Source organism: Roseibium marinum (genome assembly GCF_002906165.1).
GTDB lineage: Bacteria > Pseudomonadota > Alphaproteobacteria > Rhizobiales > Stappiaceae > Roseibium > Roseibium marinum.
In genome coordinates, this window is record NZ_PPCN01000001.1 from 969,084 (window position 1) to 981,137 (window position 12,054).

At 60.5% G+C, this 12,054-nt stretch carries 12 protein-coding genes and 1 pseudogene; 8 read left to right on the top strand and 5 right to left on the bottom strand.

Annotated elements, in window-relative coordinates:
• Window positions 1-35 precede the first annotated feature (35 nt).
• The 3 genes from CLV41_RS04560 to CLV41_RS04570 form a co-directional block, all read right to left on the bottom strand.
• Complete coding sequence (locus tag CLV41_RS04560; protein WP_103221034.1) at window positions 36-602, bottom strand: TetR/AcrR family transcriptional regulator; 567 nt, start codon at window positions 600-602, stop codon at window positions 36-38.
• Between the two features lie 255 nt (window positions 603-857).
• The gene (locus CLV41_RS04565) at window positions 858-1,688 is read right to left on the bottom strand and encodes a DUF2189 domain-containing protein (RefSeq protein WP_103221035.1); all 831 of its coding nucleotides are present in this window, start codon (window positions 1,686-1,688) and stop codon (window positions 858-860) included.
• Window positions 1,689-1,884: 196 nt separating this feature from the next.
• Complete coding sequence (locus CLV41_RS04570; RefSeq protein WP_208987269.1) at window positions 1,885-4,092, bottom strand: mechanosensitive ion channel family protein; 2,208 nt, start codon at window positions 4,090-4,092, stop codon at window positions 1,885-1,887.
• Here CLV41_RS04570 and CLV41_RS27715 point away from each other — a divergent pair.
• The 4 genes from CLV41_RS27715 to CLV41_RS04590 all read left to right on the top strand — a co-directional run bounded on the left by CLV41_RS27715 (window position 4,091) and on the right by CLV41_RS04590 (window position 6,837).
• Window positions 4,091-4,369 (top strand): hypothetical protein, encoded by a 279-nt coding sequence (locus CLV41_RS27715; RefSeq protein WP_170107073.1) that lies wholly within the window; start codon window positions 4,091-4,093, stop codon window positions 4,367-4,369. The genes CLV41_RS04570 and CLV41_RS27715 overlap by 2 nt on opposite strands.
• Window positions 4,370-4,795 (top strand): DUF805 domain-containing protein, encoded by a 426-nt coding sequence (locus CLV41_RS04580; RefSeq protein ID WP_170107112.1) that lies wholly within the window; start codon window positions 4,370-4,372, stop codon window positions 4,793-4,795.
• A gap of 131 nt (window positions 4,796-4,926) precedes the next feature.
• Window positions 4,927-6,084, top strand: a complete 1,158-nt coding sequence (gene dapE, locus CLV41_RS04585; RefSeq protein WP_103221540.1) for a succinyl-diaminopimelate desuccinylase — start codon at window positions 4,927-4,929, stop codon at window positions 6,082-6,084.
• Window positions 6,085-6,240: 156 nt separating this feature from the next.
• Entirely contained in the window at window positions 6,241-6,837 is a 597-nt protein-coding gene (locus tag CLV41_RS04590; RefSeq protein ID WP_208987270.1) for a hypothetical protein, read from the top strand.
• A 119-nt stretch (window positions 6,838-6,956) separates the two neighbouring features.
• Here CLV41_RS04590 and dapD read toward each other — a convergent pair whose 3' ends face one another.
• The gene (dapD, locus tag CLV41_RS04595) at window positions 6,957-7,811 is read right to left on the bottom strand and encodes a 2,3,4,5-tetrahydropyridine-2,6-dicarboxylate N-succinyltransferase (protein WP_208987339.1); all 855 of its coding nucleotides are present in this window, start codon (window positions 7,809-7,811) and stop codon (window positions 6,957-6,959) included.
• 473 nt (window positions 7,812-8,284) lie between these two features.
• On the opposite strand from dapD, the gene CLV41_RS04605 reads away from it, so the two are divergent.
• Window positions 8,285-9,190 (top strand): DMT family transporter, encoded by a 906-nt coding sequence (locus tag CLV41_RS04605; protein ID WP_103221041.1) that lies wholly within the window; start codon window positions 8,285-8,287, stop codon window positions 9,188-9,190.
• Between the two features lie 228 nt (window positions 9,191-9,418).
• Here the strand turns inward: CLV41_RS04605 and CLV41_RS04610 are convergent.
• Window positions 9,419-10,320, bottom strand: a pseudogene (locus CLV41_RS04610) (LysR family transcriptional regulator).
• 135 nt (window positions 10,321-10,455) lie between these two features.
• Here CLV41_RS04610 and CLV41_RS04615 point away from each other — a divergent pair.
• The 3 genes from CLV41_RS04615 to CLV41_RS27450 all read left to right on the top strand — a co-directional run bounded on the left by CLV41_RS04615 (window position 10,456) and on the right by CLV41_RS27450 (window position 12,015).
• A complete protein-coding gene (locus CLV41_RS04615; RefSeq protein WP_103221042.1) occupies window positions 10,456-10,785 on the top strand; it encodes a nuclear transport factor 2 family protein in 330 nt (109 codons plus the stop codon).
• Complete coding sequence (locus CLV41_RS04620) at window positions 10,782-11,564, top strand: SDR family oxidoreductase (protein ID WP_103221043.1); 783 nt, start codon at window positions 10,782-10,784, stop codon at window positions 11,562-11,564. Before CLV41_RS04615 ends, CLV41_RS04620 begins: the two co-directional genes overlap by 4 nt.
• Before the next feature lie 235 nt (window positions 11,565-11,799).
• Window positions 11,800-12,015: a hypothetical protein gene (locus CLV41_RS27450; protein WP_146048499.1), complete on the top strand. Its 216-nt coding sequence runs from the start codon at window positions 11,800-11,802 to the stop codon at window positions 12,013-12,015.
• Window positions 12,016-12,054 lie beyond the last annotated feature (39 nt).

The window sequence follows — 12,054 nt, forward strand, 5'->3', positions numbered from 1 at the left end:
TGGGCCCGGGAGAGGCGGTTGAACGAGGATGGAAGTTATGAATCGACGCTGTTTACGACCAGTTGCCGCAGTGCTCGATAGGAACGGTGTACATGATCAATGTTGACCGCGTACTTCTTCAGCTGCTCGAATGAAAATCTGATAAAGTCGCAAAGGTCATCGAATTCTACAGTGTCAAGACGCATGCGGTTCTTATATGGCTTGAGCAAGTCCGCGATGACGCTGTTATAAATATTAATAATATGATTTTTTTTATCTTGAGACATTTCTTCTGTAGCTTGAAGAATCTCTTCCCGGTGGGGCATGGTCATTATTATCTTGCACGGCTCAAGTGTAAGAAAACTGAAGGCCACATCCAGACGATCCCCGAGATCGTCAAGACCAGCGCATTCCCTTGAGATAACGCACGCCGATTGTCGGGCGCGATGTTCCAGTGCGCCGTAAATCAGTTCTTCCTTGCCATCATACGCATTGTAAATCGATTGCCGCGCAACGCCTGCAGCGGTCGCAATTTCACTCATGGTGGTTTTCTTGACACCATAGTGAGCAAAAAGCTCCAAAGCTGTTTCGACGATCTTGATATTGCGTTCGTTCATACCCATTTGATAGGGTTACCGTCAGTCATTGTCAATTTCAGGCAACGACTTCCGGCCTGTAAATATTCAAGAAAAAGCAGGTCTGCGAACTCCGGTCGGCAACCAATTCCAATTCAGGTTCTGCTTACTTGCCTGACAGCAAATGAAACACCGCGGGAACACCGGAATTCATTGCTTCCGACCTTGGAGCGTGACTCACAAATATGGATCCTGAGTGTCTCGTTATGCAAAGGCACGGCATTCTTCATCGGCAGTTGCGCTCTACCTCCCGCATTCCTCCGGTATCGTCACGCATTTCCTGTAAAGATGCCAGGTCGTGTGGCCGAGAATAGGCAGGGTGACGACAAGCCCGATAAAGGCCGGAACCATCGAGACGATCAGAAGCGCCGTGACCGTGAAGGCCCAGCCGATCATCGGCACAGGGGACTTCACCACGGCGCGGACGCTGGTGATCATCGCGGTGATGAAATCGCGGTCTTCTTCCAGCAGCAGCGGGAAGGAAATCACCGTCAGCGAGAACAGGATCAGCGACAATACAGCGCCGACCACATGGCCGATGGCCAGGAACATTAATCCTTCCGGCGTGCTGATTACCTCGTTCAGGAATTCCTGGAAGGACGCGAAGGAGCGAAAGCCCAGAAAAAGGGCAAGCAAAAGACGCACCTGATACATCCACATGATCTGGATGAAGAGAACCACGAAGGCCATCCAGGACAGTTCCCGGCTTTTTTGCGCCCACATGGTTCCGAAGATTTTCGACCAGGACAGCGTTTCCCCCGAGTTCAGCCGCCGGCTGACCTCGTAGAGGCCGACCGCTGCGAACGGACCGATCAGCACGAAACCGGCGGCAGCCGGGTAGGACAGGTAACTGATGTTGAGCGCGGCGGCGCTGAGGACGACGAACAGCCCACCGAGCGCGAAGACCGCGCCGATGCACAATCCGTAGACCGGAGCGCGGCGAAAATCGCCAAGGCCGGCGGCCAGTGCATCGATGACATCGTTGACGCTGATCGTGTTGACCTTCGGCATGGGCCGCATACCGTCATCGGCCGGAGTTCCGGCGCTCATCGGGGCCGAATTGTTCTCGTTCATCCGCCAGCTTCCTCCCAAAAGCGGCCTGCCTCGCGCAGGCGGGCAATCTTAGCCGGGAAAATCGGGGGCGTTCAATGCGGAGAAGGACTTATATCGCGCCGGATCTATCTGCTTTCACGTGAAAATTTGAATCCTGAATGGCGCTTGGCGGCATCCCTCCTCTGCAAGGGGAGGGAACTGGGTCTGAACAGGAACGCTATCCCGCCGCCGGTTTAGGTTCGATTGCCGATGCCGCCGCGGCCGCTGCGACCTGTTCCTTCTGCTCCTTGTCGAGCCTGGCGTTTTCGGGAATATGCACGCGGACTTCCTTGCGGGCGAACTGGATATCGTTTTCCTCGAATGCCTGCTGGACGCGTTTGTAGATTTCCTTGCGCATGCCGAACTGCTTGCCCGGTTTGGTGGTGAACTTGCCGCGCACCACGATGCCGACATCGTCGACATCGGCAACGCCCTGACCCTTGAACGGCGCCAGGATGTCGTCCTTGAACTCCTCCATCTCCATGATCTCCTGGCCGATCTTCTTGAAGAGCTTGCGGACCTTCTCGACATCGGTGTCGAACGGCACCGTGAACTTGAGCTTCATGATCACCCAGTCGCGGGAGAGGTTGGTGAGTTTGGGGATCTCTCCATAGGGCACGATGTGAATGGCGCCCCTTGTGCCGCGCAGTTGCAGCGAGCGGATCGAGATTTTCTCGATGGAGCCCATGGTTCCGCCGGCGTCGATGAATTCGCCCAGGCGGAAGGCGTCGTCCATCAGGAAGAAGACGCCCGAGACCACATCGCGCACCAGGGTCTGCGCGCCGAAACCGACCGCCAGGCCGACGACGCCGGCCCCGGCCAGAAGCGGGGTGATGTTGACGCCGAGCTGGCTGAGCGCCAGCAGCACCGTGAGGGTCAGGATGGTGATCTGCAAAACAACGCGGATCAGCGGCAGGACCGTTGCCATGCGCGACTTGCCGGCACCGCCCATTTCCGCATCGTCGTCCTCGTTCGCCACCGGCGGGGAATCCTTGGCAAGCTGATGGGCAACCCACAGATTGGTGATTTCCCAGGCAAGGTACCCGGCGGCAAGAATCAGCAGGAAGATGACAGTGTGCCGGGCGACGGTCGTTCCGGCCTCGCCGCCGATCGCCAGGAGGTTCAGGCCGTAGATGCGCCCGACCGCCAGGATCAGAAACGCGATGAGGGCAACGCGGGCGATCCGGACATAGCTGTGCCGGGTCTGATGATGGGCGGCTTCCGCCACCGGGCCTTCCCCCTGCATCGGCGGAATGATGTGCGAGACGATGCCGCGCACCATCGTGTCCAGAAACGGCGCGAAGACGACAAGAATGATGACGGCGAAGGAGTGGCGCGCCGTCAGGGTCTCGATGTCCATGCTTACGGTGAACTGTACCAGCAGCCAGTTGAAAACGATGAAGGCCATGGAGAAATACGGCCAGAAACTGGCCATGCGCTCCAGGCCGCTGGTCGGTTCCTTTTCGTCACCCAGAATGATGCCGGTCAGCCCGTGCCGGGCCTTCCAGATGACCGCGACGATCCACGCATTCATCGCGAAACTGACGAAAAACCGGAACGTTCCGCCGATGGTTTCCCCCGCATCGTGAAGGACAATAGCCAGAAAAAAGGAAATGCCGACAAAGGCGAACAGCATAGTGAAATTGCGGTAGAGCGATTTGGCGGTGCTGTCGTCCGCCGTGACCAGACGCAGTTCGGGCCGGTGCGGGGCAAGCGCGAAGCGCAGGAGAGCCGCGATCAGTCGTGGCAGGAACACAATCCAGTAGACGGCCTGCAAGGCAAACGTCCTGACCACCGGATCGAAAAGGACGATACGGCCGACGACCAGGGCGACGATCGCGAAAACGATCAGGCCGCCGAGATCGAGGCCGGCCCGGACGGTGACCATCTTGACGGTTTCGAACAGGCTTTCCGGGGTGCGGGTCCGGATTTTGTCGCGTCTGGACGCCGCCAGCCGGTTCACCAGAAATTCTGCGACAAAGCCCGCGGCAAGGAGAAGGGCGATCGCGCCGGCGAGGATATGAATGGGTCCGGCGACCTTTCCGGCAAAGAGATCGCCGATGCCGGCAAAGAGACCGGCGAAGAGCTCCGGCAGATTGAGAAAATATCCGGCAATCGCCGAACCGAAATCGTCCAGCGCCGTGCCAGCCTGTTCGATGAAGCCTGGTCTCTTTTCCGCGAGAGCCGCCGTCCGCCCTTTCGCTTCGGCGCCCTGCTGCAGCAGGGTCATGAAATCCGTCAGCGCTTTCACCTGTTGCGGGTCGAGATCCGAAACAAGTTTCTCCATCGCTTCCTGCTGAAGGGGAGGGGGAAGAGCGGACGCGCCGCCCTGGGCGGAGGCAGGAGCCGGCAGCAACAACACCGGGACGAGTAACAGCAAGAACATGCAGGCGATTACCGTCGTCTTCCAAACACCGCTCATCAGCGCGTTCCCCTTCGTCGGTGCTGAATCTTATGCTGACAATTTTGACATGCCAATTGTGCAATTTTCATTAAATCACCCGGCGTCGGCGCAGGGACGCAGGTATGACGTTGGCGACAGTTTCGGTCTGCTTTCCACCCTGGCACGGGAAATGCTCCGGCGGGAAATCATGACAGAGCTTGATCAACGCCGCTTATGCGTCTACGTCCAAGCCAGAATGATCTACAGCGAGCGGGATTGAATGAGCACGCCCCAACGAAGCGCGAATATTTCACCGGGCATATTCTGGGCCTTGCTGAGCCCGATCGGCCGCATGGGCAGGCTTCCCTACTGGATGTGTTTTGCCTTCATGTGGGTCGTCATAGGCATCGCGATCCGGCTGTGGTGGATGTCACTCACGGAATTGCCGACACCCGAGACGGTGACGGTCAATATCTTCGTGAGCTCCAATCCACTGCTGCCGTTTCTGCTTCTGGTGCTCAACTGGTTCGAACTGGCGCTGGTCATCAAGCGTCTGCAGGATATCGGCCAGAGCGGGTTTCTCGCGCTGCTGATCTTCGTGCCCGTCGTGAACCTGCTGGTGGTCCTCGTCCTGGGCTGCATTCCCGGTCAGGCGGAGGCGAACCGTCACGGCCCGTTGCCGAACAGCTACTGGCGCAGGAGCTGACCGGATCGACCGGCTTTCCCGTGAAACTCCGGCAAGCCGAAGAGCGGATCTATTTCAGCGGTGATTGCAACTGATGCACATCTGGCTGCAAATATCCCGATACCGATAAACCAATGTGGAGTTCCCCTCCGATGCCGTCTTCCGCCGTCACCATTGCCCGCGACCTGATCCGCTGCCCGTCCGTGACACCGGCCGAAGGCGGTGCGCTGTCCTTTTTGCAGGAGCTGCTGGCGGGGGCGGGATTTTCGGTCTCGCGTGTCACCTTCAAGGACGCGGACACGCCGGATGTGGACAATCTTTTCGCCACCATCGGCTCCGGAAAACCGCATTTTGTCTTTGCAGGACACACCGATGTGGTTCCGGCCGGGGCGGCTGGCGACTGGCGTCACGACCCGTTCGAGGGCACGATTTCCAATGGGTTCCTCTTCGGCCGCGGGGCGGTGGACATGAAGGGCGGCATCGCCGCCTTTGCCGCCGCGGCACTGGAATTCACCGGCGAGACCGGAGCGGATTTCGGCGGCACGATCTCCCTCCTGATCACCGGCGATGAGGAAGGCCCGGCGGTCAACGGCACCGTGAAGCTGCTGCAATGGGCGAAAGAGCAGGGGCACGAATTCGACGCCTGCATCGTCGGCGAGCCGACCAACCCGGACAAGCTCGGTGACGCGATCAAGATCGGCCGGCGCGGGTCGCTTTCCGGCGTCATCTCGGTCACCGGCATTCAGGGCCACGTCGCCTATCCCCATCTGGCGGACAACCCGATCCCCGGTCTGGTCCGTCTGCTGGCGGCGCTGGATGCTCTGCAACTCGATCGGGGCAACGAGCGTTTCCAGCCGTCCAATCTGGAAGTCGTGAATATCGATGTCGGCAACGCGGCCTTCAACGTCATTCCCGCCCGCGCCGAAGCGCGCTTCAACATCCGCTTCAATGACGCGTGGACGCTGGACAGCCTGAAGGCGAAAATCCGCGAAACCCTGCAGGGTGTCGATCTCGGCAGCCTGCTGCTCGAGATCGGCTTCCGGCGCGATGCCAGCGAATCCTTCCTGACGAAGGACGAGACGCTGATTGCCGCGCTCGGAAAAGCCGTCGAAGCGGAAACCGGCCGTGTTCCTGAGCTTTCTACTGGGGGCGGCACCTCCGATGCGCGCTTCATCAAGAATTATTGTCCGGTTGTGGAATTCGGCCTCGTGGGCCAGACGATGCACAAGGTCGATGAATGCGCCGCCGTCGATGATCTTGACCGGCTGGCGGCGATCTATAAACGTTTCCTGACGAGTTATTTCTCATGAGGGTATCGCGCCTCGCGATGACGGCGGACGATCGCTTTCACACTTGGTATTCATCGACCTGCTTTCATGCGATTTCCCATGGAAGCCGGGCTGGCCCGGAAATCTGAACTCGGAAATTTGAATTCGGGGATTTGATCCTGTAACGGGAGCGCATTGGTGTTGGTGAGTTTGAGCGAAATTCGGGCCGCGCTTGACGGCTCCTGGCTGCTGTTGCGCAACCGGCCGGAAGGGATGACGTATTTCGACCAGTCCATTCAGGGCTTCTGGCGGTCTTTTTCTGCCGTCTTCCTGCTGATCCCGGCCTTTCTGCTCAGCGCTCTCGCCGAGAAGGAATTCTATTTCTCCGAAGACATGTTCCAGCCGGACACTTTCCCCGAGGGGGCCTACTGGACGGCTCAATTCGTCGGGCTGGCTGTGGACTGGGTCACCCTGCCGATCCTGCTGGCCGTGCTGGCGGTGCCGATCGGCATTTCAAAACGCTATGTGCCGTTCATCGTCGTGCGCAACTGGACCAGCCTGCTGGCCTCCGTGCCCTATCTGATTACCTATGTGCTTTTCCTGCTGCGGATCATCCCCCCGGGCGTCGCGGTGCTGCTGTCGTTTTCCAGCCTTCTGGCCGTCCTGTGGTACCGCTACCTGGTCGCCCGCATCGCCCTCCAGGCCACCATCAGCCTCGCCGCCGGCGTCGTCGTGCTTGACGTCGTCCTGACACTGGTGATCTCCCAGATCGTCGGAAATCTCTGGGGCGGTTAGAACGCTGCCTGGCGACCGCAGAAGGTGCGTGAACCTCAGCCTGTTTCCCTTCCCCCTTGTGGGGAAGGGTTAGGGATGGGGGTGAACGGCGAAGCCGTAATCGACGGATCGGTTCCCGCTCAGTCGCGCAGCAGTTCGTTGATGCCGGTCTTGGAGCGGGTTCTCTCGTCGACGGTCTTCACGATGACCGCGCAATAGAGGTTCGGGGCCGGCTCGCCGTTGCCCATTTTGGTGGCGGTCGGCATGGAGCCGGCGACGACGACGGAATAGGGCGGCACCTCGCCATAGCTGATCTCGCCGGTCATGCGGTTGACGATCCGCGTCGACTGGCCGATGAAAACGCCCATGCCCAGCACCGAGCCTTCGCGGACGATACAGCCTTCCACGACTTCCGAGCGCGCGCCGATGAAGCAGTTGTCCTCGATGATGACCGGGCCCGCCTGCAGAGGTTCCAGAACCCCGCCGATGCCGACGCCGCCGGACAGATGCACGTTCTTGCCGATCTGCGCGCAGGAGCCGACCGTCGCCCAGGTATCGACCATCGTGCCCTCGTCCACATAGGCACCCAGATTGACGAAGGACGGCATCAGCACCACACCCTTGCCGATGAAGGCCGAGCGGCGCACGGTGCAGTTCGGTACGGCGCGGAAGCCGGCTGCCTCGAAATCGACGCCGCGCCAGCCGTCGAACTTGGAAGGAACCTTGTCCCACCAGGTCGCATCGCCCGGCCCGCCCTTGATGACGTCCATCGGGTTGAGGCGGAAGGACAGCAGCACGGCCTTCTTGGCCCACTGATTGACAACCCAGCCGCCGTCCTTCTTTTCCGCGACGCGCAGCTTGCCGTGGTCCAGAAGGGTCATCGCGGTGTCCACCGCGTTGCGGATGTCCCCGGTCGTCGAGGTGCCGATGGCATCGCGGTCCTCAAAGGCGGCGTCGATGGTTCTGGACAGGGCGGCGAGGTCGTGGGTCATCAGCAAGCAGTCTCCGGCGGTGTCGAATTAAGCGCGGACCTAAGCCGCCGCGCCGCGCACTGTCAAGCGCTTCGCGCCTTCAGGACGTCCCGTTCGGCGGTTTGCCCCCCGCATCGCGGTTCCGGAAGGAGTCCTTTCCTCCCGGCCGCCTCACTCATACTGGTCAGCACCCCACTCTTCTCTTCGCAGTCCCGGACTTGATCCGGGACCTGTCCCCATGCTTTGCCGCCCCTGACTTGATCCGGGCCCCCGAGCAGGTCCTGGGCAGGTCCCGGATCAAGTCCGGGACTGCAAGAAGGGGCTCTGTTCGGATGCAAACTTCGCCGGACGCGAGCAAGCGGACCGCACGGAAGACGCTCGCGGAAACCTCAAAGGTTGAGCAAATCTAACCGGTGGGTTTCCTTTTCGCGGGATATTCAAGCGTGGGGCGCGCGCTATGATGACGGCAGTTCAACCCGCTTCGGAAAGCCGCTTCCTTGGAACTCTGGATCCCCATCACCATTGCCGCCGCGTTCTGCCAGAACCTGCGCACGGCCCTGCAGAAACATCTGAAGGGCAGGCTGGGCACCACGGGCGCGACCTTCATCCGCTTCGGCTACGGGGTTCCCTTCGCCGCGCTCTATGTCGCCTTTCTGCATTTCGGCCTGGGCCATCCCCTGCCGGATCCGACCGCCACGATGCTGGTCGCCGGGGCCCTCGGCGGTCTGGCGCAGATCCTGGCGACCTTCCTGCTGATCCATCTGTTTTCCTTCCGCAATTTCGCGGTCGGCACGGCCTATTCCAAGACGGAGCCGATCCAGGCGGCCCTCTTCGGCTTTCTGGTGCTCGGCGAACAGGTTTCGCTGACGGCAGCGGTCTGCATCCTGATCGGCATTTCCGGCGTCATCGTCATCACGCTCGCCCGCGTGCCGATGACGCTCAGCGCCGTCAGATCGTCGCTGATCGGCCGGCCCGCCCTGATCGGGCTGACGTCCGCGGCCCTTTTCGGCGCTTCGGCGGTCGCCTACCGCACCGCGTCCCTGTCGCTCGACGGAACGAGTGTCGCCATGCAGGCCGCCTTCGCGCTGGTCTATGCGACATCGTTCCAGACCATCGCCATGGCCGCCTGGATGGCCGTGCGCGAACCCGACCAGCTGCGCGCCAGCCTGCGCGCCTGGCGCAGCGCGGTCTGGGTCGGCATCGCGGGCGTCGCCGGATCGGCCGGCTGGTTCACCGCCATGACCCTGCAAAACGTCGCCTACGTCCGCGCCCTTGCCCAGATCGAACTCGTCTTCACTTTCCTGGCCTCCTGGCTGTTCTTCAAGGAAGTGATCGCGAAGTCGGAAATCCTTGGCTGCGTCCTGATCGTGCTGGCGGTGGTGGGGATTGTTCTGTTGGGGTGAGGGAAATCGCAGCGTTCGGATGGGTTCCTCCCGAAACGACTGTTTTGCCCCCCTCCAAAAGAAAATGCGGCCCAAGCGGCCATTACCAACCTGAAACCTGCCGTCCATAAACATCCGGTTTGTCCCGGAAGCGGCCGAAAATCCGTCGTCATCCGTTGCATCTGACCGAACCTGGAACATCCATTCAAATCCGGTTCCGGATCAGCGTTGTCGCTGCAAGAATGAACTTCACTTTAGATTTTTACCGAGATCTCGGGCCATTCCTACGAAGGCGCGGAATGCAGCCGACGGGTTTTTGCGACCGGGGTAGTAGAGGCATAGTGGCGTCGTAGGTGGGGTCCAGTCCTGCAGGACGCGTGTAAGCCTTCCGCCGACAATGTCGTCGCGCACATCCGCTTCCATGAAGAAGCCGATCCCGATCCCGTCAAGCACGGCGATCCGCGTAAGCGTCGCTTCGTCAAGTGTGATCGGGCCATCGACATCGATCTGGAGGGGGCTTCCCTCCTTCTCAAAGTGCCATCGATAGGGAGCGCCGTTCGGCAGACGGATGCGAATACATTGGTGGGCGAGAAGATCGGGGGGCACGTAAGGCCTTCCGTGTTCCTCGAAGTAGGAAGGAGTGGCGACCACGGCGAAACGGCGAGGCGCTCCAAGCGGGACCGCGATCATGTCACTCGGCACCAGGTCGGCGGTCCGGATACCCAGATCGAACCCTTCGGCGACGATGTCGACGATACGGCCTTCGGTGACGAGATCGACATGGACCTGTGGGTAGCGCCTCAGGAAGGCCAGACGAGGGGAGCCAATATTTCGCGGGCGCCGGTGGCGAAGGCATTGATACGCAGCGTCCCGCACGGCGTGTCCTGCTGCGACCTTACGGTTGCCATCGCTTCTTGTATTTCGCGAAGTGCAGGCGCCACCTGGTCGACAAAGGTTCGGCCAGCATCCGTCAATGACACGCTGCGCGTGGTGCGATTGAACAGGCGAACGCCGAGTTGCCGCTCGACTTTGCCGATCAGGTTGCTGAGCGCCGTTGTTGACAGCCCGAGTTCGAGCGCCGCGGCACGGAAAGAACCTCGATCGGAGATGGCGAGCACCGCTTCGAATTCGATCAGGACTTGTCGTGACATTGTTCCGGTTTCCGCAATGTTACATCCAGCTTTGTCCCAATTATCGCAATGAAGGTCCAGCCTTATATTCACGCAATCGACGCCGGAGCAGCGAGCTGATCAGGCAGATATCGTTACCAGAGATGGAGATGTGACATGGACATGCAGTTGCCTGGACCCATCGCGGCCTATTTTGAGGCCGACCGGAGCAGGAACGTTGACGCCGTGGCTAAGTGTTTCAATGAGGACGCGGCGGTGAATGACGAGCGACAGGTGCACGCCGGACGAGAGGCGATACGCCGTTGGAAGGCGGAAGCGTCGAGCAAGTTCTCCTATACGGTCGAGCCTGTCGCAATCGGGATGGAAGGAGACCGCACTGTGGTGACGGGCCGCGTTGTCGGAAACTTTCCCGGCAGCCCGGTCGACCTGCGGTACTTTTTTGTCATGAGAGGAGAGAAGATTGCTGAACTGGAGATCGCACCGTGACCCCGTTTGTCAGCCTTGCAGGCAAGCGGGCTCTCGTCACGTCCGGTACTCGTGGCGCCGGAGCGGCGACGGTCAAGCAATTCCGGGAACTCGGAGCCAAGGTGCTGACCAGCGCGCGCACCAGACCGGACATGCTTGAGGAAGGCGTTCAGTTCGTCGCGGCGGACCTGACATCGGCCGAAGGCTGCGACGTTCTGGGAGCCGCCGTCCGGGACCGCCTTGGAGGCGTGGATATCATAGTGCATATGCTTGGAGGGTCCTCTGCTCCAGGTGGCGGGTTTGTGGCGCTGAGCGACGCCGAATGGCATAACGAGCTCTATCTCAACCTCTTTCCTGCCGTGCGGTTGGATAGGCAACTTGTCCCGGACATGGTCGGCCAAGGTAGTGGTGTCGTAATCCACGTTTCGTCGATCCAGAGGGAGCTGCCGCTGCCTGAGTCAACGACCGCCTACGCAGCGGCGAAGGCGGCGCTTTCCACCTACAGCAAGTCCCTGTCGAAAGAGGTGTCGCCCAAGGGTGTGCGCGTCTTGCGGGTATCTCCTGGTTGGATTGAGACAGAAGCGGCGGCGCGCCTCGCGGAGCGTCTCGCCAAGCAGGCCGGCACCGACTACGAGGGCGGCAAGAAGATCATTATGGATGCGCTCGGCGGCATTCCGATCGGCCGCCCGACAAAACCGGAAGAAGTCGCTAACCTCATTGCCTTCCTGGTTTCCGACCGTGCTGCGACGATAACCGGTACCGAATATGTCATCGACGGGGGAACCGTGCCGACAGCATAGGCTCTTCACAACACCGGATCAGGCAGGTGTGCTCCACCCGCCGATCTGGAAACAGATCGAATCTCGTAGGTAACGGATGTCCTTGTTCCGTTTTGCCAGTTCATCCGGGCTTTGCATCGATGTCGACAACAAGGCCTCGCCGACCTGTCTTTTCCCGGCCCCGAACCGGTCATTCGATTAAATTGCAGCGAACGGCTCCCTCACACCCTCACCCCGCCGCGGAAATACTGTGCAGATGCACGTCGTGCTCCCAGTGCTACTTCGATATGTCAGCGGTGCGCTGTTCGTCGGCTGGGTTCCAGGTGCTCACCCACAACAGCAGGCCGCCGCGCTCAAGCTGGCCTTGCGGATGCTGCGCGAAGCGGTCACCGACAAGCTTGGCCACAATGCCGCCGATGAGCCCACCCGCGCCGCCGGCAAGCACCACGCCGCTGATGACCTTGGCTTGTAGCTTCCGCCCGGGTGCGGCTCAATCCGCTGTCTGCGGTCA

Bases quoted from the DNA above. Each gene is read 5' to 3' on its own strand.
- dapE (WP_103221540.1), top strand. From the start codon at position 4,927: ATGCCGTCTTCCGCCGTCACCATTGCCCGCGACCTGATCCGCTGCCCG.
- CLV41_RS04570 (WP_208987269.1), bottom strand. From the start codon at position 4,092: ATGTTCTTGCTGTTACTCGTCCCGGTGTTGTTGCTGCCGGCTCCTGCC.
- CLV41_RS04565 (WP_103221035.1), bottom strand. From the start codon at position 1,688: ATGAACGAGAACAATTCGGCCCCGATGAGCGCCGGAACTCCGGCCGAT.
- CLV41_RS04580 (WP_170107112.1), top strand. From the start codon at position 4,370: ATGAGCACGCCCCAACGAAGCGCGAATATTTCACCGGGCATATTCTGG.
- CLV41_RS04560 (WP_103221034.1), bottom strand. From the start codon at position 602: ATGGGTATGAACGAACGCAATATCAAGATCGTCGAAACAGCTTTGGAG.
- CLV41_RS27715 (WP_170107073.1), top strand. From the start codon at position 4,091: ATGCAGGCGATTACCGTCGTCTTCCAAACACCGCTCATCAGCGCGTTC.
- CLV41_RS27450 (WP_146048499.1), top strand. From the start codon at position 11,800: ATGCACGTCGTGCTCCCAGTGCTACTTCGATATGTCAGCGGTGCGCTG.
- CLV41_RS04615 (WP_103221042.1), top strand. From the start codon at position 10,456: ATGGACATGCAGTTGCCTGGACCCATCGCGGCCTATTTTGAGGCCGAC.